Annotated in this window: 19 protein-coding genes; 15 read left to right on the forward strand and 4 right to left on the reverse strand. The window is 47.5% G+C overall.

Annotation, left to right across the window (positions count from 1 at the left end):
* Window positions 1-36 precede the first annotated feature (36 nt).
* From FO446_RS08355 to FO446_RS08395, 9 genes are all read left to right on the forward strand, one after another.
* On the forward strand, window positions 37-1,257 hold the full coding sequence (locus tag FO446_RS08355) for an amidohydrolase family protein (protein WP_173608680.1): 1,221 nt from the start codon (window positions 37-39) through the stop codon (window positions 1,255-1,257).
* A gap of 515 nt (window positions 1,258-1,772) precedes the next feature.
* On the forward strand, window positions 1,773-1,967 hold the full coding sequence (locus tag FO446_RS08360) for a hypothetical protein (RefSeq protein ID WP_173608679.1): 195 nt from the start codon (window positions 1,773-1,775) through the stop codon (window positions 1,965-1,967).
* Window positions 1,968-2,098: 131 nt separating this feature from the next.
* Complete coding sequence (locus FO446_RS08365; RefSeq protein WP_173608678.1) at window positions 2,099-3,673, forward strand: glutathione ABC transporter substrate-binding protein; 1,575 nt, start codon at window positions 2,099-2,101, stop codon at window positions 3,671-3,673.
* A 127-nt stretch (window positions 3,674-3,800) separates the two neighbouring features.
* Window positions 3,801-4,436 carry an NUDIX hydrolase gene (locus tag FO446_RS08370; protein ID WP_173608677.1) on the forward strand — a complete coding sequence of 212 codons (636 nt, stop codon included), beginning with the start codon at window positions 3,801-3,803 and terminating at the stop codon, window positions 4,434-4,436.
* Between the two features lie 139 nt (window positions 4,437-4,575).
* Window positions 4,576-6,012 carry an MDR family MFS transporter gene (locus FO446_RS08375; RefSeq protein WP_173608676.1) on the forward strand — a complete coding sequence of 479 codons (1,437 nt, stop codon included), beginning with the start codon at window positions 4,576-4,578 and terminating at the stop codon, window positions 6,010-6,012.
* Window positions 6,013-6,159: 147 nt separating this feature from the next.
* On the forward strand, window positions 6,160-7,410 hold the full coding sequence (locus FO446_RS08380; RefSeq protein ID WP_221867718.1) for a GNAT family N-acetyltransferase: 1,251 nt from the start codon (window positions 6,160-6,162) through the stop codon (window positions 7,408-7,410).
* An 89-nt stretch (window positions 7,411-7,499) separates the two neighbouring features.
* Window positions 7,500-7,673 carry a hypothetical protein gene (locus FO446_RS08385; protein WP_007728597.1) on the forward strand — a complete coding sequence of 58 codons (174 nt, stop codon included), beginning with the start codon at window positions 7,500-7,502 and terminating at the stop codon, window positions 7,671-7,673.
* 78 nt (window positions 7,674-7,751) lie between these two features.
* Window positions 7,752-8,228, forward strand: a complete 477-nt coding sequence (locus tag FO446_RS08390; RefSeq protein ID WP_173608674.1) for a PilZ domain-containing protein — start codon at window positions 7,752-7,754, stop codon at window positions 8,226-8,228.
* 116 nt (window positions 8,229-8,344) lie between these two features.
* The gene (locus tag FO446_RS08395; RefSeq protein WP_173608673.1) at window positions 8,345-9,487 is read left to right on the forward strand and encodes a DUF2087 domain-containing protein; all 1,143 of its coding nucleotides are present in this window, start codon (window positions 8,345-8,347) and stop codon (window positions 9,485-9,487) included.
* Here the strand turns inward: FO446_RS08395 and FO446_RS08400 are convergent.
* From FO446_RS08400 to FO446_RS08410, 3 genes are all read right to left on the reverse strand, one after another.
* Window positions 9,484-9,801, reverse strand: coding sequence for a hypothetical protein (locus tag FO446_RS08400; RefSeq protein ID WP_173608672.1), 318 nt, complete (start codon window positions 9,799-9,801; stop codon window positions 9,484-9,486). The genes FO446_RS08395 and FO446_RS08400 overlap by 4 nt on opposite strands.
* 125 nt (window positions 9,802-9,926) lie before the next feature.
* Window positions 9,927-10,379 carry a spore coat protein GerQ gene (gerQ, locus tag FO446_RS08405; RefSeq protein ID WP_237900371.1) on the reverse strand — a complete coding sequence of 151 codons (453 nt, stop codon included), beginning with the start codon at window positions 10,377-10,379 and terminating at the stop codon, window positions 9,927-9,929.
* A 32-nt stretch (window positions 10,380-10,411) separates the two neighbouring features.
* A complete protein-coding gene (locus FO446_RS08410; RefSeq protein WP_012685322.1) occupies window positions 10,412-10,834 on the reverse strand; it encodes a cell wall hydrolase in 423 nt (140 codons plus the stop codon).
* A 168-nt stretch (window positions 10,835-11,002) separates the two neighbouring features.
* On the opposite strand from FO446_RS08410, the gene FO446_RS08415 reads away from it, so the two are divergent.
* The 3 genes from FO446_RS08415 to FO446_RS08425 are packed head-to-tail and all read left to right on the forward strand — an operon-like array spanning window position 11,003 to window position 14,795.
* Window positions 11,003-11,419, forward strand: coding sequence for a MerR family transcriptional regulator (locus tag FO446_RS08415; RefSeq protein WP_173608670.1), 417 nt, complete (start codon window positions 11,003-11,005; stop codon window positions 11,417-11,419).
* Window positions 11,416-12,987, forward strand: a complete 1,572-nt coding sequence (locus FO446_RS08420; protein WP_237900374.1) for a class I adenylate-forming enzyme family protein — start codon at window positions 11,416-11,418, stop codon at window positions 12,985-12,987. The genes FO446_RS08415 and FO446_RS08420 overlap by 4 nt, the downstream gene beginning before the upstream one ends.
* Window positions 12,984-14,795 carry an acyl-CoA dehydrogenase family protein gene (locus FO446_RS08425; RefSeq protein WP_237900375.1) on the forward strand — a complete coding sequence of 604 codons (1,812 nt, stop codon included), beginning with the start codon at window positions 12,984-12,986 and terminating at the stop codon, window positions 14,793-14,795. The genes FO446_RS08420 and FO446_RS08425 overlap by 4 nt, the downstream gene beginning before the upstream one ends.
* A 52-nt stretch (window positions 14,796-14,847) precedes the next feature.
* Here the strand turns inward: FO446_RS08425 and FO446_RS08430 are convergent, their stop codons facing one another.
* Window positions 14,848-15,414, reverse strand: coding sequence for a YqaA family protein (locus FO446_RS08430; protein ID WP_237900377.1), 567 nt, complete (start codon window positions 15,412-15,414; stop codon window positions 14,848-14,850).
* Between the two features lie 188 nt (window positions 15,415-15,602).
* Here FO446_RS08430 and FO446_RS08435 point away from each other — a divergent pair, with 188 nt between their 5' ends.
* The 3 genes from FO446_RS08435 to mqnC all read left to right on the forward strand — a co-directional run bounded on the left by FO446_RS08435 (window position 15,603) and on the right by mqnC (window position 17,641).
* The gene (locus FO446_RS08435) at window positions 15,603-16,034 is read left to right on the forward strand and encodes a hypothetical protein (protein WP_173608666.1); all 432 of its coding nucleotides are present in this window, start codon (window positions 15,603-15,605) and stop codon (window positions 16,032-16,034) included.
* 129 nt (window positions 16,035-16,163) lie between these two features.
* The gene (locus tag FO446_RS08440) at window positions 16,164-16,388 is read left to right on the forward strand and encodes a hypothetical protein (protein WP_173608665.1); all 225 of its coding nucleotides are present in this window, start codon (window positions 16,164-16,166) and stop codon (window positions 16,386-16,388) included.
* Between the two features lie 146 nt (window positions 16,389-16,534).
* Complete coding sequence (gene mqnC, locus FO446_RS08445) at window positions 16,535-17,641, forward strand: cyclic dehypoxanthinyl futalosine synthase (protein ID WP_237900379.1); 1,107 nt, start codon at window positions 16,535-16,537, stop codon at window positions 17,639-17,641.
* Window positions 17,642-17,763 lie beyond the last annotated feature (122 nt).

Genomic DNA, 17,763 nt, shown 5'->3' on the forward strand with positions numbered 1-17,763 from the left:
GCAAACATTTAGAGAGAAAAGGATGGGAGACGGAGCATGAAAGAAAGCCTATGGATCAAAAATGCGAGTCTGGAATGTGGTTATTCAGAGACGAATGGCATCGTGACGGGCACAAAGACGGATCTTTTCCACGTCTTGCTCACGGACGGTCGCGTTGAGAAAATCGTACCTGCTTTGTCAGATATACCTGATGGGGTTTCTGTGTGGGATGCACAAGGCCTACTGATGCTGCCTTCTTTCCGGGAAATGCACATTCATTTGGACAAAACATTTTATGGAGGTCCGTGGCAAGCTGTTCTTCCTGCTCCCAATCGTTTTTTTCGAATCGAGCAAGAGCAGGAACTGTTGCCTCACCAACTTCCCGTCGCCCGTGAGCGTGCAGAAAAGCTGTTGGAGTTAGTGCAATCGCACGGCGCTACTCACGTGCGGACGCATTGCAACATTGACCCGGTCATTGGGTTGAAAAATCTGGAAGCCACATTGGAAGCATTGGCAACTTACCGTGAAAAACTTTCCTGGGAAATTGTCGCGTTTCCCCAACATGGCTTGTTGCGCAGTGATTCTGTTTCCCTCGTTCGTGAGGCAATGAAGCATGGAGCTGGCCTCGTAGGTGGTGTCGATCCTGCCACATTTGACGATGATATCGAGAAATCACTTGATACGATGATGGACATAGCGGTGGAAGCGAATGCGGATGTGGACATTCACTTGCACGAGCCTGGTCATTTGGGCGTTTATATTATGAAAAAATTGGCTGTGATGACAAAGGATGCGGGTTGGCAAGGTCGAGTCACTGTCAGCCATGCTTACGGGCTAGGAGAGGTACCGACTGCTGTGGCAGAAGAGGTCGCGGAGCTTTTCGCCGAGCAGCAAATCGTTATCATGTCGGCTGTTCCTATTGATATGCCGACCATCCCGATTCCGTTGCTTCATGCCAAAGGCGTCCATGTTGGTTTGGGCAATGACAACATTACTGATCATTGGGACCCATTTGGAACCGGAGATATGCTGCAAAAAGCAAACCGTCTGGCTGAACGGTTTCGTTGGATCGATGAGCGATCTCTATCGCGTGCGCTGGGATTCGTTACAGGTGGCGTGACTCCACTGGATCAAGCTGGCAATCAGGTTTGGCCGAAAGTCGGAGATGAGGCAAATGCGGTTTTCGTCTGTGCCAAATGCTCCGCCGAGGCTGTGGCTAGACAATCTCCGAAGGAAGCGGTGGTTTTCTCGGGCAAGATGGTTTGGCAGAAACAATAAAGAGTAGGAAATACGATCCGATCTTCTTAAGAAGGTCGGATTTTTTTGTTTGTTTAAAAGTGTCTGTAGTGGGGAAGAAGTGCATTTCCAGTCTACGCTTCGGCCTCCGCCCCGCAAGGGGGATTGACTGTCCGCTTCGGAATAAATGGCGGGAGCGCTTCAAACGTAGACAGTTTCGAAGAAGTATCTCATGAATGAAGCTGAAATTCCCCGCCATTTATTCCTACGCTGAGATGGGCTCCAGAGGCGCTTGGACTGGAAATGCACTTCTTCCGGCGTAGCTTTTGTAAGTATTTCGAAAGCCGTCTCAAGATGAGAAAAGATTGCTTCGTGACCATACTGACTTTCATTTCAAATCTATTCATTGGAACATATCAGCCAAGTACAACGATGAAATACCTTCTAAAATTTTCCATTATCATCTTTCAAACAGATCGAAAAATAGACAAAAGCAACGTCAAAGAAGCGTGTTTCCAATCATAGCGCCTTTGGAGCCCGACCGAGCGGAGGTATGAATGACGGGAGCGTTTTTAGCTTCAACGTGCGAATACGTCATCGAGGCTACCCCTTTTGAAGCGGCTCCTGTCATTCATTCCGGAGCGGACAGTCTTCACGCCTTGCGTGGCGTAGGCCGAAGCGAAGACTGGAAACACGCTTCTCCACCGAAGCTACGGTATCAAGTGTATTTTCGTACTTTTTCATCTGCGTGAAATTAAATAAAAGTAAAAATATTATAAATTGATGTAAAGATGCTGAAAGGTTCGTTTGAAAATCTACCGTATAATGCAAATAAGAAATACATTCAGAATTTTCGACAGTATTCTACAGGGGGTAGACACAAATGAAGAAAACACGCATGGTCGGTTCCTTGTTGGCTCTGACATTGACGGTTAGTGTTGCGTTGACTGGATGTGGTGGTGCGAGCTCCGAGCAATCCGGTTCGACGAATAATACTACTGCAGAGGCTCCGAAAGAAGGGGGAACCCTGATTGTAGCCCGCAAAGCAGACGCCAACAATTTGGACCCGCATTTCATCTCCAATATTCCTTCGGCAAACTATGTGTACGGAAAAGTCTATGAGAGCTTGGTTTCTCGCGATAAAAACGGCGAGTACAAGCCTACACTCGCTACTGAATGGAAACAGCTCGATGACTTGACATGGGAGTTTAAGCTCCGTGAGGGCGTTACGTTCCACGATGGTACACCTTTTACAGCAGACGCTGTGAAAAAGACGTTCGAACGTGTACTCGATCCAAAGGTTGCATCACCGCGTGCATCCAACTTTTCCATGATCAAAGAAATCAAGATCGTGGATGACAAGACTGTACATTTCGTGCTGGAGTATCCGTTTGCACCGCTGCTCTCCATCTTGGCTAGCTCAGAAGGAAGCATCATCAGCCCGAAAGCGATCGCCGAGCATTCCGATACATTGGCGAAGCAGCCTGTGGGAACCGGTCCTTTCAAATTTACATCGTGGGCACCGGGTCAAGATATGAAGCTCACGAAAAATGATACCTACTGGGGTGAAAAACCAAAGGTAGATGAAGTATTGTATAAGGTCGTTCCAGAAGATACGACCCGTGTAGCCATGATTGAAGCAGGCGAAGCGCACATTGGCGACCAGCTTCCTGTAACGGAAGTAGAGCGTGCACAGGCATCTCCTGGGATGAACATGGTGCGTGCAGAAGGCTTGGGTGTGGATTATATCGGCTTTAACGTACAGAAGAAGCCATTTGATGATGTACGTGTACGTCAAGCTGTCGCGCATGCTATCGAAAAGCAAGCCATTGTACAAGGAGTATACAACAATGTAGGAACACAAGCTGTTTCCTCTATGTCGCCAAAAGTAATCGGCTTCAACCCGAATCTCCAGGATTACTCGTATGATGTCAATGCAGCAAAAGCACTGCTCGCAGAAGCAGGTTACCCGAACGGCTTCAAGACGTCCATTGTGACAGATGATCGTAAAGAGCGCATGAACGTAGCTGAAGTCATCCAGTCACAGTTGAAAGGCATCGGCATTGATTTGGAGATCAAAGTAATGGAATACGGTGCCTACCTGGAGCACACAGACAATGGTGAGCATGCGATGTTCATCGGGGGTTGGGGCAATGCAACAGGGGATGGTGACTACAACCAGTACAATGTTTTCCACAGCACATCGAAAGGCAGCGCAGGTAACATGGCGTTCTACAACAATCCAGAGGTAGACAAGCTGATTGAAGAAGGACGTCGCGAAAAAGATCCGCAAAAACGCAATGAAATTTATGCAAAGCTGCAAGAAATCGAGCTGAAGGAAGTACCGATCCTTCCAATCCGCACGATTGACCATGTGGCGGTTACATCCAAGAATGTAAATGGCTTCTGGCTGAGCCCAGTTGGCTACTTGATGCTGGATGAAGTATCGATCAACTAACGATGATAGAAGGGATGGCGTTTGTCGCTGTCCCTTCTTTCGTCAATAGAAAGGAATTCAAGCTCTGGACCGGGAATGTAACTTGGGGAAGAGAAATGCTCAAGAGACAAGTCATGGGGTGGAAAACATGCAGGAAGAGCAGCTAGACATATTTGATGAAGCAGGGCGGCACATCGGGGTAGAAGCGCGTAGCGAAGTACATCGGTTGGGGCTGTGGCACCAAACCTTTCACTGCTGGATTTATCGCGTAGTAAATGACCAGATCGAAATGTTGTTCCAAAAAAGACATCCACAAAAGGATACTTGTCCGGATCTGCTCGACATTACCTCTGCCGGTCATCTTCTCGCTTCAGAACAGCCATGTGACGGCGTGCGGGAATTGGAGGAGGAGTTGGGCTTGTCCGTGAGCTTTGAGGAATTGGACAAGCTAGGCGTGATTCGTGATGTAATGGTTGCCCCCTCCATTATTGATAAGGAAATGTGCCATACATTTTTGTATGAATGCGATCAACCCTTACGCGAGTATCGTGTACAAGAAGAAGAAGTCACAGGGCTGTTTTGGGTCAGTCTGCATGAGCTAGAGCGGTTGTTTGCGGGCGAGATCGGGCAGATGACGGTGAATGGATTTTTGCTAACGGAAAATGGTGAACCTAAAGATACAACGATGATTGCGGCCAAAGCTGACTTTGTACCACATGAAGTGCATTATTACCAGAAGGTGTTTGCAGCAGTGAAACTACGCTCAGCCAATCGAATGCCCTGATCGGAAAAACAATGCCTCGCTTGTTATTTGACAAGACGAGGTTTTTCGTTAGTGGAGAAAGATGGTTCTCTCATGTGATATACTAAACAATGCTTTTTCACTGCTCGCGATCACGCATACATAGAGAGAGGAGATCGAGATGAGACTTCAGATTATGATTGCCCTAATGCTCTCGACATTCCTTGCTGCGATGGAAGGAACCATTGTGAGTACAGCAGTACCGCGCATTACGAGCGATTTGGCAGGCTTTGAACAGGTGAGCTGGGTATACGCCATCTACATGCTTGCCACTGCCGTATCTGCCCCCATTTACGGCAAGCTGGCTGATTTATTTGGCCGAAAAAACGTATTGTTAATCGGAATCGGCATCTTTTTGCTAGGTTCTACGCTCTGTGGAGTAGCGACTTCGATGTGGCAGCTCATTGTTTTTCGTGCCATTCAAGGCTTGGGTGCAGGTTCAGTCATGCCCATTACGATGACCATTATCGGTGACTTGTACACGGAGCAGACTGCCAGAGCAAAAGCCCAGGGCTGGATTAGTGCTGTATGGGGACTTTCCGGTGTGGCAGGTCCGTTGGTCGGAGGGTTTTTGGTCGATACACTGACGTGGCGTTATATCTTTTTTCTTAACTTGCCTTTTGGACTTGTATCGTTTTTCATGCTCATCTTTTTGTACAAGGAAAAGCTTGCCGTCAAAGAAAAGCGCCATATCGATTATCCGGGCGCGCTTATTTTTTCGGTCGGAACCATCGCCTTGTTGTATGCCTTGTTAACAGGCAGCCAGAATCAATCCTGGACCAGTCCAGTGACGATTTCCTTGATCGTATTTGCTTTGGTGACCTATTTGGTGTTTGTATCGGTGGAGAAGAAATCGCCTGAGCCGCTGATTCCGCTTTCGCTTTTTACTAATCGAAATGTAACCATGATCAATCTGCTGACGCTCTTGACCAATGGAATTGTAATCAGCATGGTGGTGTACTTGCCGATCTGGAGCCAGGGAGTCTTGGGAGAAAGTGCGACGATGGCTGGCTTTGTCCTGACACCGATGCCGGTTTGCTGGACGATCGGCTCTATCCTTGCCGGGAACTTGTTAGGAAAGCTGCGAGCGGAACAGTTGTTTATCGCGGGGACAGCCGTTCTGACGGTAGCGACAACGTTGTTGAGCTTCCTTTCCGCTCACTCAGCGGGATACCTCATTTATGTGGCTGTGGGCTCAATTGGTTTGGGAATGGGACTCATTTCCCCGATCGTTATGGTAAAAATTCAATCGTCTGTTGCAGTCGACAAGAGGGGAACTGCCATTGCCCTCAATACATTCACGGGTACATTTAGCCAAACCTTCGGGGCTGCTGTATTCGGAATGTTGTTCAACATGGTAACTGTAGCAAGTGGTCATACGAATTTAGGGGCCTCGTTTGAACACGGATCGGTCCCTGTGGCACAACTGGCACAAATCCGGGACTTATTGGCTAGTGGTGTTCATGTGGTCTTCACAGGCACCTTAGTGCTTGCGATAGGCAGCTTTATTCTGACGCTTTTGATCGCAAAAGGGAATCGAGTCAAGCAGACACACTAATTCGAAGACGTCCGCCAAGTGCGGGCGTTTTTTTAATATTTGGTTACAGTTTTCCAAAAAATACAAACTTCGTATTGCCAGCGGTTACATTCATCGATACTATTTTCCTAGATGCCCAATTTCTTGCAGACAGGAGTGCATGAGACGATGGAGGAGATTCGCCCGGTTTCAATTGACGATATCGATGAGGTCGTTAGGATTGCAGCGATGAGCTACCCTGGAAGCAATCTTCTGGGTACAGAGAGCAGACAGCGTTTTGCGGACCGTGTAAAAGAAACGATCGAAAACGACCCACACGTCAGCTACCACGGCTGCTATCGGGATGGACGACTAGTGGGAATTATGAAATGGTACGATTTCCCTATGAATGTTCACGGTACACCGCTCTTGACTGGCGGGATTGGGCTGGTCGCCGTAGACCTTTTGCATAAAAAGGAAAAGGTCGCCATGTCGATGCTACAAGGTTTTCTTTCCAGCTACCGGGAACGGGGAATTTCGCTGGTCTCTCTCTATCCGTTTCGTGTTGATTTTTACAAGCAAATGGGGTTTGGAATAGGAACCAAGGTTCACCAATACAAATTCAAACCGTCTAGCCTGCCGTTTGTAGGAAAGGACAAAATCGTTTATATAGGAAAAGAGGACAAAGAAGAACTGTCTGCTTGCTATCATCGCATCGCCCGTCAAACCCATGGTATGATCAAGCGAACAGACCGAGAGTGGGACAGACTCCTCGATGTCCCTGAAATGATTGTTGTCGGCTACAAAAAGGAAGGGAGATTAGGCGGCTATCTCGCTTTCCAGTTCCAGAGCGCTCATGAAAAAAATAAACTCGTCAACAACATAGAAGTAAGAGAGCTTCAATATGAGAGCCGCGAAGCATTTGCCCAACTGCTCTCTTTCCTGCGGAGTCAGGCCGATCAGATTCAACGGATCGAGTTCACGACACCGGACGAAGATTTTCACTTGTTGCTCTCTGATCCGGGCAATGGAACGGATTCGCTGTTGTGGAGCATTTATCATGAGAGCCATGTATCAGGAGTCGGTCTGATGTATCGGATCATTGATGTGCCAGGATTTTTCCGTCAGCTGTCCCACCACCGTTTTGGTTCGGAAACAGTGAATGTAAAGCTGACGATCCGCGATTCGTTCCTGCCCGAGAATGAAGGAACATGGCTCATCAAGTTTGTCGATGGACGTCCGGAAGTAGGAGAGGCAGCGGAGTCAGACGTTTCGGTGCAGCTAGATATTGCCGATTTTTCTTCACTCGTGATGGGGGTAGTAACTGTCCGCAAGCTGTATCAATACGGCCAGTTAGAGCTGGATACTCCAGAGAAGCTTCCCATTTTGGATAGGCTGTTTGCAGTTTCCGAGAAGCCGAGAAGTGTGACAACCTTCTAAAAAGAAGATTCGTCACGTTTTTGACACATTTGGTTATCTTATTTTGCTTCCTCCCATATGTTGTTAGTAAATGGGAGGAGGCAGGTTTTATGATCTTTTTAACACTCGTTATCTTTTTTGCGTTTCTTTTGATTGTTTGGGTGGTCGTTAGGCTCCTCTTCCGGCTGGAAAAGCATGATTCCATCACACATGATGAGAGGGAATTATGGAATCGCTTTCAGGTAAAAGAGCAGGAGATCAAATACCGAAAGCCCAAAAAATAAAAAGAAAGGCGCCAAAGTGACAGGCGCTCTTTCTTTTGCGTGTTACCCCACTATGAGAAGAGAAAGAAGGAGAAAACAATGCCGGGTAGATCAGAGGGGCATCAACGTGAATTTTTTCGCTTACGACTAGAATACGCCCTCTGTGCAGACATGACTATTGTGCTGGTCAAAGGGAAGACCATGGAGATTGGGAGCACGCAGGTTTTGATCGAGGATATTGGGGCAGGTGGACTTCGTTTTCTCTCTCATCTCAAAATGCCAGCAAATGACCAGCTCGTTCTGCAGTTTGCGACGGAATTGTGCGGACAGGCTCTGAAAATGTACGGCCACGTAGTTCGCACGATTCCGTGGGAAACGGACTATTACGAATACGCTGTACGGTTTACGATGGAAGAGGAACAACATCTGGAGATTAATCGCTTGGTAAACCGACTGGCGATCCGCTATCGGCAGAAACGCACAGCAACAGAAGGACGTTTCTTTAAAGGTGATCGCCAGGCATTTTTAAAAGAGTTGGCCCAAGCAAGTCTTTCGATGCGAGCCAGTGAAGCATAGACAATAAGGCTTTCTGTTGTGCGAATACACGACGGAGAGCTTTTTTGTTTGACATAATATAAACGCGGTGATAAGTTATCTATAATAAGTCAAACGAATAAAGGTTGTGTTTATAGATGAGTCTTCATGAAGCATTTTGGAGCGCTTCTCTTCAAGAATGGAAGCAAGGTTACATCGAACAAGATGAACATTTCATGTGTTTGCTCTGTGGGGAACAGGTGGAGAAAGGAATCATTTATCCGGTGGAGGGTGTCCTGTACGAAGCGTCCCGCTTTATGCGCCATCATATCGAGGTTGCGCACGGTTCTGTCTTTACCCACCTGAGCCAGTTGGATAAACGATTGACTGGCTTGTCTGATCATCAAGTTAATTTGCTTCGCCTTTTTTACCAAGGAAAGACAGACGCCGAGGTTCAATCTGAAATGGGGATCGGCAGTGCATCAACGATCCGTAATCACCGCTTTGCACTCAAGGAAAAAGAACGTCAGGCCAAGGTATTTCTGGTCATGATGGAATTATTGCATGAAGCGGATAAAAATCAATCGTCCAATGATGCCAAATCAAGCAAGCAAAAGAACACCTCGAAAGATGGCGATGCCGCTGAGTATGTCGCGATCGTAAAGAAATTCCTGCCAAATGGATTATCAGGTCGATTAGAGCGCTTCCCGCGCAAGCAAAAGCATAAACTCATCCTACTCGAAGAGATTTCTAAAAAATTTGAGCTTGATCGTTTCTACACCGAGCGGGAAGTGAATGAGATTTTGGAAGGTCTCTATGACGATTATGTGACCTTGCGGAGATATTTAGTCGATGTGGGTTTGATGGATAGACAGGCGGACGGCAGTCAATATTGGCGGATCGCTGTGGAAAATGAAGGAGAGGAGCGGGGGGCTCAGCAGATGAATCGCAAGCAAGAGCTCAAGCAGATGTACAAGGAAGTAGAAACCGATGCAGGCGTTTATCAAATAAAAAACAAGCAAAATGACAAAGTCTTCATCGCCAGAACGAATAACCTAAAAACGATCAACGGTAGAAAGTTCATGCTTCAGCATGGCTCGCATCCGAATCGTGAACTGCAAAAAGACTGGGATAAATACGGTTCGGACGCTTTCGAAATCGAAGTGCTAGAGAAGGTTGAAAAGAAAGACCATCCGTATTTTGATCTGAAGGATGCCCTGGAAAAACTCGAAGATAAGTGGATGAAAAAGCTGGCGCCATATGGTGATCGAGGCTATCACGTGCAAAAGGATCCGTCCTAGTCTCGTCCATCACCCAGCATGCGGAAGCGCTCCAAGTGATCCCACAGACCTTCCTTTTGCAAGATCTGGATTTGCTTTTCGCCAAGTAAATCAAAATGCGGGAAGGGTGCACGGTTATGAATGTAGACGGGATCGAGTCCGTTGGCAAGGCACCAATCTGTCAGTAACGAATAATTGGCACAGCCTACTTTTGTAACGGTTTTGATGCCAGGAAACCGTGGGTCTAGCCAATAATGCGTGAGAAATGCCAACTCGCCTCGACTAACGGCTTGCTTCCAACGGTTTAGTTCCTCTCGTGTAATCCCAAATGCCACTTTTCCTCATCCTTTGCAAAGCGATCGCGTTTCTCACTCATTAATAGCATGGAATGGTATAAACGTCAAAAAGACAGTTCTCCTCGGGGATAGCCGACGAAAACTGTCTTTTTGTAATTGGTCGCTTACCGAACTCCTGTTGGAAGCTGAGGCGGGATGTAATTCAACTCTTCATCCGCCGTGATGTAATCGGTGTTGACCATGAGGAGCAAATAGCGTTTGCCAGTTTGCGGATCGCTGATAATGATGTGGTCCCGGCCAGCTGTTTCGAGGACACCACGGAAAATTTTAGCGTTCCATTGGCTGTTGTTTTCAAATGTTTGGTACACTGTAATGACTTTGCCTCGGTTCAGGCGAAGGATGTTTTCGATGTACGACTCTTCCTGTACTTGCCCAGGGGTAATGGGCATTCCGGGAATCAAGGATCCGCTTGGTTGCATCGGAACCAGTTGAGGTTGCTGCTGCTGGATCATCTGCTGTTGTTGCTGAGGTATTCCGTATGGATACTGTGCGGATGGGTACATGTCGTAGCCGTATTGTTGTTGAGGGAAACCAGTGTAAGGCATTTGTTGACTCATGATGAACTCTCTCCTTTATCTATCTAATCCTTTTAATAGACGCGTGGACAATCTGCTGGTGTTGGAACGAAGAAGCAGTGTGCCTTATAGCGACCGGAGTTTTGTTGATCCCACCAGGTAGCTGGACAGTTTCCGGCAGGCCGGTAAAACCATAATGCGTTGCTAGCCGGACGGGTCTTTTCGCCATTGACTGCGCGCTGTGCCAATCGTCTTTCTTTATCTCTGGTCCGTTGATAGAAATACGGCTTTTGGACCGCTTCGAATCCTCCCGGAGATTGATAGACCATGTCACGCATGCTGCGAATGTTTTTGAAGTCAAGGCAGTTACCTAAAATCCGATTTACCCCAACGTTGCCAACCATCAACATGCCCAACTCACCTTCACCCTCAGCCTCAGCTCGAATCAGTCTGGCAAGCATATCGACATCTTTGGAGTTCGCTTTGATGACGGCCATTGCTTCACCTCCTTCCCCAAAAATCACAATAACAATATATGGGCGAATAATAGATTGGTGATTGGCCCGATAAATTTTTCATCAAGTTGACGTTTACGTAAACGGCAGTTACAATCATGTTGTTCGGTAAATTTTGAATTTTACAAATGTAAGTAAGGGGCGCTGGACATGAGCAGAGAAGGAATACAGAAGGAAGAATCGTGGACCATCTCTGATCTTGCTCAACAATTAGATGTCAGCACCAGAACGATTCGGTACTACGAAGAGCTCGGCTTGATTTTCCCCAGTCGGACAGAGAAGGGAAGCAGGTACTACAACCGCAAGGATCGTGCCAGGCTGCGACTCATTCTGCGAGGGAAGCGCTTCGGATTTTCGTTGGATCAGATTCGCGAGATGATTGAGCTGTTCGACGAGGACCGTACAGGTCGGGCGCAGCTTTTGCGAACGATTGAGTACGGCAACCAAAAGCTGGCTGAGATCGACGAGAAAATCATGGAACTCCGACAACTGAGAGAAGACATTCTCGTCTACAAGCAAAACTTTGAACAAAAATTGCTTGAAGAAAATGAGGAGGAGAAACGATGAACGTATCAGCTCTGCTCGCAGCAAACGGAAGGAAATACTCTGACAAGCCCGCTCTGGTTGCAGGGGATGTGGAGGTCAGCTATTCTCAGTGGGATACACGCTCTACGCAGTGGGCTTGCTATTTGCGAGAGCTTGGCATCGAGCAAGGGGATCGGGTCGTCATGCTGATGCCCAATTGTCCGGAGTTTGCCATTTTTTACGTCGCCGTCATTCGCAGTGGTGCCCTCGTCGTGCCGATCAATGCACGCTCAACCCAAGAAGAAGTACGACATATATGTGATCATGCCGGAGCAAAGGCACTTCTTGTTCACGATGCCCTCGTGCCTATCGTCAATGAGTGGGTCCTCCAAACGCCCCAACTTGTAGCAATCAAAACAGGCAGGAGCCAAGGGAATTGGCATGGCATTGCTGACTGGGATGGCAATGATCTGTCTTTAGATAAAATGAATACGCTTTCTTCGCAGCCTTATTTGGTGAACATGAATGAAGATAGCGAAGTCAGCATCCTCTATACATCTGGCACGACTGGACGACCTAAAGGGGTGCTTTATACACATAGAAGCTTGTTGACTGTCGCGAAAATGATGTCGATTGAACTGACGATGACACATCGTTCCCGAATTTTACATTTGATGCCGCTGAGTCATTCGGCTCCCCTCCATCTCTTTTTCATTGCAGGGCTCATGCTTGGCGCCACCCAGGTAATGGCCCTGACCTTCTCGCCGCAGCTTCTTTTGGATTTGGTGCAGCAGCATCGGATTACGCATTTCTTCGGTGCGCCAGTAGCGTATTTGCTGACGATGAAGCATCCCGAGTTTGCGGCGTACGATCTGTCTTCCATCGAATATTGGATGTATGGCGGTGCTCCGCTGTCCAAAGAGATGGCTTCGCTCATGGAAAAAGCTTATGGACGCGATAAACTGGCGTGCGTCTACGGCTTGACAGAGGCGGGGCCGACCGGAATGTGTCTTTTGCACAGAGAGCATCCGGACAAAATCGGTAGTATAGGCAATCGTGGTGTATTGTTCGTCGAAATGGAGGTCGTAGACGAGCGAGGAGAGCGATGCGCCAGTGGCGAAGTGGGCGAAATTCGCTTGCGCGGAGAAGGGACAATGAAAAGTTACTACAACAATCCAGAGGCTACAGCAGAAACCATACGCGATGGCTGGGTGTACACTGGTGATATTGCACGCGTGGATGAGGATGGATTTTTGTGGATGATTGATCGCAAAAAAGACGTGATGATCACGGGTGGGGTAAACGTCTATCCCAAAGAAATCGAGCAGTTGTTGGAGCGTCATCCGTCGATTGGCGAGGTAGCTGTTGTGGGTTTGCCGCATCTGGAGTGGGGCGAGACGGTTACAGCGTATGTGGTCCTGAAATCAGGAGTCGATACCAATCGAGATTGGCTAGAGGAAATCCAAAGCTTTTTGCGCGGTCATCTCGCCGATTACAAGCTCCCTCGACAAGTAAATATCGTTCCTGCACTGCCGCGGAATACGAGCGGAAAAGTCCTGAAGCATGTATTGCGTGATGTCCGTTCCCAAAAGGAAGTGGAGCTGAGATGAGTGATTTGCAAACGAGCATCGATCAGCGAACTTACAGCGACAACATCCCGCACCCGCGTACGTCACAGGGGGAAAACTTTTTCAAAGCAGATCCCAACCTCGATTACTTGCTGGAACGTTATCTCCCTGGTTCTATGCATGAATGGGCCAGACAGCAGCTGAGCTGGCTAGGTGCGCAAGTGGCAGGACCCATCGACGAGCGTGCCGCCCATACGGACAGAGAAGGCAAGCCAAGATTGCGCAAGTACAATCGGTTGGGCGAGGATATTTCCGAGATTATTACCAATGAAGGCTATAAGGAAACAGTAGCAGAGGTTTACGGAGCAGGCATCGTCAGCTATTTGTATCAAGACATTCCCGAGTTGGGGAGAAAAGCGCCGTACAGCTATTCTTTTTTCATGGGCTATCTTGTGAGCCAGTCAGAGCCGGGGTTCTATTGCCCTGTTACTTTGTCGATGTCAGCCGCTTATTTACTTGATCGCTATGGCAGCGAAGCACAAAAGGAGCAGTATCTGACAGGACTGACCTCTCGTGATCGCACTCGCTTGTATGAAGGAGCTACGTGGCTGACCGAGAGACAGGGAGGCTCGGATATCGGTGCGAATTTGACTATAGCAGAGCCAGTAGCAGGTCGGCCGGGTGTGTACCGATTGACAGGAGAAAAGTTTTTTGCGAGCAATGCTGGAGCATTTGTTGCGACTGTTTTGGCGAGAATCGATGAGGAGAAACCGGGGACAAAAGGGCTCGGACTGTTTTTGGTGCCATGGGTGAAGCCTGACAACGAACGCAATCACATCCAGGTTCGCCGCTTGAAAGAGAAGCTGGGAGTCAACGCCGTACCATCTGCAGAGATTCTGTTGAACGGGGCAGAGGGTTATTTGATCGGGGAGCCACAGAACGGCTTCAAGTACATGGCAGAAGCACTGAACCTCTCGCGCATTTGCAACGCGATTGCTTCGATTGGGATCATGCGTCGGGCCTTTTACGAAGCGAGGTATTACGCCGAACAACGTCGTGCATTCGGGAAGCCAATCGATCAGTATCCGATGGTAAAAGAAATGCTGGTGAGCCTCTTATTGGATACGGAGGTCAGCACAGGTGCGGTGTTTGATATGATTGCTGTCTATGATCGCTTACAGTCTCATTCCGCGAGCAAAGAGGATAACGCGCTTGCTCGTCTACTGATTCCTTTGCTGAAATACCGTACAGGGGAAGAGGCCGTCGAATCGACCCATACCGCGATTGAAATTCATGGCGGTAACGGATATATCGAGGAATACGTGACGCCGCGTCTGTTGCGGGATGCCCAAGTTTTGACCGTATGGGAAGGGACCTCGAATATACTCGCACTCGATATTTTGCGTGTGATGCAAAAAGAAAACAGCCACGAAGTGTTTAGTCAATTGCTTCGGGAGCGCATAGCTGGGTGGAAGCATGCCTTTTCACAGCCGTACGCCGAGCTGATTCGGACAGAACTGGTCATTCTCGAGGAAAATATCGCCTATCTCATGCAACAGACCCATGATTATGTAACGTACAAATTAAAAACGCTCGCAGACCATATGGTAGACTTGTACACCTTATCATGCATCGTCAGTGAAGCAGAGGATCAGGTAACACGTATGGGAAATGCGCGCAAATACATTTTGGCAAGACTGTATGCCAAAAAGCATTTCCAATCATCAGAAAAGCGGGGGGTTCAATCCGATTCTTTGCTGGACGTACAGTTCTTTACCCAACTGGTGGAGTATCAGTTTGTCAGCGTAGAAGAGTGGGCCCAACAATCCGTGATTGTTCCGACCCGATAATCAAAAAGCGCCTTTAGACCACTTGTTGAGGTGGCTAAGGCGCTTTTTAATTTTACGCATACCGCTTGCGGCGTATGCTCCAAATAAACCAGATCGAAGCTACCAGTGTTGCAACCGCCAGCAGAGTGATCTCAAAGTATTCATCGATCAGGACCTTTGCGTGTTTCCCGTATAAATAAAACAAGGTGCCAATCAGATAAAACTTCAATCCTCGCCCGATGATCGCATAAAACATGAGCTTGGTCAGCGAGTAATTGAATACGCCAGAGAGCACAGTGAAAACCTTGAAAGGAATGGGGGTAAAAGCTCCGATCAGTACGGCAGCATCCCCGTTTTTTGCGAATTTTTCCGTCGCTACGATAACCCATTTTTCAGGGAGAATCTTGTGCAAAAGTGGTTTTCCCAGCCATCTCCCCAACAAAAACCCGATGGGAGCGCCGAGGACGGAAGCAGTAAAGGCTACTGTCGCAAACTGAATCGCTGAGCCTGGATTGAGCAGACTCATCGCAATTTGCATAAAAAACGGAGGAATCGGACTGATAAAAGAGTCCAAAAATGCCATGGCAGCGAGTCCCCACATCCCATATTGCATGAATAGCTGTGTGATATGTTCGAGCATGAGCATCTCCTTGTGAGGTTTTTTCTATTGTAGCCATCTTATGCCACTTTGTCCAAAGAAAGACCACAACGGAAGTTAAACGTCGGGAGGGAAAATAAGGATTTAGGACGAATGACCCATCATTCAATTTCCAAAAAATCCCGATTATAAGTGGGTACGGAATGTCATTACGAAAGGGAAATTTTTAAATGAAGATGCCATTATCTATCAAAGTCATTCAAGGGTTTATACTGTTGCAAGTCATCGTATTGGGGGGCCTCTATTTTGTGGTTTCACAGGCAGATCCGATGAACTTGAGCCACTGGGCCAGTAAAATGGTTTTCAGCGTGGTGACGATGCCGGAAGATATGTTAGATCAAAGCTACGCGTTGGGAAGAATGCAAGGAAGATTAATGTTTCCACTGATCATCACTACTTTATTGTTCATCTTCATACAGATGAGGTTACTAAAATCGTCGATTGTCTGCATAAGTTTGGCGATTTTACTTGATATAAGCAATGGAACTTTTTTGATCGCCATCTTGTATATAACCCTTCTTTTGGTTGTGACCCACAACAAACAATCGAAGAGATATTTTAAGCGGAATCATCATGAAGTTGCGCAGACGGTTTCAAAATAAAAAATGAGTGATCCAGTGAGCTGATCCTAGGTCGAATATTGGTAATGAAGTCCTTGCTTTTTCATTGACGCTAGGAAAGATTATCCACTAAAATGTAGGGAAACAGGACAAACATCATGGGAGGAACCAATGAAAACATTGGGTTCGGGAAAAGTCGTTTTCTATGCGCCAAACGGTACTACTCTGCAATTATCAGGGGAAATTGATGTACGTGGGGATCGGATATCTATAACTGAAATCATCTATTTTAATGGTAAACCAAACGGAGCGCGCGAAACGAATTTGCCACTCGCGCAATCAGTGATTTACTGGGAGCCAGAAGTGTACGAACAGATCGGATATGAAGAAGAATAAGAATCATTGCGATTCCAGACCCTGTCTCTTGCAGGGTTTTTTCGCGTATCGCAGTGTATCTGCCAGCACCTCGAGCTATAGCCGATGTCCTGGTATTGTGTTATGATGTGGGATGGAATTTACGTATGGTACAAGGAGTGATCCTTATGATCGATTCTATATTGGAACGAGCACTCGCAGGTGAACGACTGGGTCTCGAAGACGGTCTGGCTTTGTTTGCGAGCAATGAAATCGAAAAGATCGGACATTACGCCAATCTGGTCATGCAGAAGCATCATCCAGAACCGATTGCGACCTTTGTCATCAGTCGCAACGTCAATTACACGAATGTATGTGATACCTATTGCCGTTTTTGTGCCTTTTACCGTCCCCCTGGCTCTTCTGAAGGATATGTTCTTCCCAGAGAGACTATTTTCCAAAAAATTCAGGAGACCGTTGATGTAGGCGGTACGGAAATCTTGATGCAAGGCGGCACCAATCCCGATCTGAAGCTGGATTATTACACCGACCTCTTGCGTGCAATCAAAGAGCGCTTCCCGCAGATTACGATGCACTCTTTGTCTGTGGCGGAAGTGATGAAAATCGCGGAAGTTTCCAACATGTCTGTCGAGGAAGTGCTGAAAGATCTAAAGGCAGCAGGTCTCGATTCCTTGCCGGGAGCGGGTGGCGAAATCCTCGATGATCGTACACGTCGGAAGATTTCCCGATTGAAAGGCTCTTGGATTGACTGGATTGATACCCAAAAAGCAGCACACCGTGCAGGCTTGCCTGGTACTGCTACCATGGTTATTGGTTTTGGAGAAGAGATGGAGGAGCGCGTACTTTCTCTGTTGCGCATCCGCGAAGCACAAGATGAAACAGGCGGCTTCAAAGCCTTTATCGTCTGGACCTTCCAACCGGACAACACCAACATGAAGGCTGTCAACAACACGCCAGAGGAATACTTGAAAACACTGGCAATCAGCCGTCTCATGCTGGATAATATCGAAAACTTCCAATCTTCCTGGGTGACGATGGGCCCGCATTACGGTCAGCTTTCTCTCTCTTACGGAGCGAACGATTTCGGCCAAACGATGATGGAAGAAAACGTTGTTTCCGCAGCGGCATGTACGTACAAGGTCAACACGAACCAAATTTTGGAACTCATTCGCGGCGCAGGCAAAATTCCTGCACAGCGCAACACACAGTATGACATTCTCCGTGTTTTCAAAGACGGTGAGATGGCAGAACGTGATTTTGTCATGCAAAACTAATAAACGAAAAAACGCTTCTCTGCCCCTCCTTACAAAGGGAATTTGGCAGGGAAGCGTTTTTGGGTTTTTAATCAGGAACTTTTTACCTGCAACCTTCCCTGAGTTTCCAACCGTTTAAAAGT

Source organism: Brevibacillus brevis, from assembly GCF_022026395.1.
Lineage (GTDB): Bacteria > Bacillota > Bacilli > Brevibacillales > Brevibacillaceae > Brevibacillus.

Bases quoted from the DNA above. Each gene is read 5' to 3' on its own strand.
- FO446_RS08410 (WP_012685322.1), bottom strand. From the start codon at position 10,834: ATGGCCGTCATCAAAGCGAACTCCAAAGATGTCGATATGCTTGCCAGA.
- FO446_RS08395 (WP_173608673.1), top strand. From the start codon at position 8,345: ATGAGTCTTCATGAAGCATTTTGGAGCGCTTCTCTTCAAGAATGGAAG.
- FO446_RS08420 (WP_237900374.1), top strand. From the start codon at position 11,416: ATGAACGTATCAGCTCTGCTCGCAGCAAACGGAAGGAAATACTCTGAC.
- FO446_RS08415 (WP_173608670.1), top strand. From the start codon at position 11,003: ATGAGCAGAGAAGGAATACAGAAGGAAGAATCGTGGACCATCTCTGAT.
- FO446_RS08380 (WP_221867718.1), top strand. From the start codon at position 6,160: ATGGAGGAGATTCGCCCGGTTTCAATTGACGATATCGATGAGGTCGTT.
- FO446_RS08430 (WP_237900377.1), bottom strand. From the start codon at position 15,414: ATGCTCGAACATATCACACAGCTATTCATGCAATATGGGATGTGGGGA.
- FO446_RS08370 (WP_173608677.1), top strand. From the start codon at position 3,801: ATGCAGGAAGAGCAGCTAGACATATTTGATGAAGCAGGGCGGCACATC.
- mqnC (WP_237900379.1), top strand. From the start codon at position 16,535: ATGATCGATTCTATATTGGAACGAGCACTCGCAGGTGAACGACTGGGT.
- FO446_RS08440 (WP_173608665.1), top strand. From the start codon at position 16,164: ATGAAAACATTGGGTTCGGGAAAAGTCGTTTTCTATGCGCCAAACGGT.
- FO446_RS08360 (WP_173608679.1), top strand. From the start codon at position 1,773: ATGACGGGAGCGTTTTTAGCTTCAACGTGCGAATACGTCATCGAGGCT.
- FO446_RS08435 (WP_173608666.1), top strand. From the start codon at position 15,603: ATGAAGATGCCATTATCTATCAAAGTCATTCAAGGGTTTATACTGTTG.
- FO446_RS08390 (WP_173608674.1), top strand. From the start codon at position 7,752: ATGCCGGGTAGATCAGAGGGGCATCAACGTGAATTTTTTCGCTTACGA.
- FO446_RS08425 (WP_237900375.1), top strand. From the start codon at position 12,984: ATGAGTGATTTGCAAACGAGCATCGATCAGCGAACTTACAGCGACAAC.
- FO446_RS08365 (WP_173608678.1), top strand. From the start codon at position 2,099: ATGAAGAAAACACGCATGGTCGGTTCCTTGTTGGCTCTGACATTGACG.
- FO446_RS08375 (WP_173608676.1), top strand. From the start codon at position 4,576: ATGAGACTTCAGATTATGATTGCCCTAATGCTCTCGACATTCCTTGCT.
- gerQ (WP_237900371.1), bottom strand. From the start codon at position 10,379: ATGAGTCAACAAATGCCTTACACTGGTTTCCCTCAACAACAATACGGC.
- FO446_RS08355 (WP_173608680.1), top strand. From the start codon at position 37: ATGAAAGAAAGCCTATGGATCAAAAATGCGAGTCTGGAATGTGGTTAT.
- FO446_RS08385 (WP_007728597.1), top strand. From the start codon at position 7,500: ATGATCTTTTTAACACTCGTTATCTTTTTTGCGTTTCTTTTGATTGTT.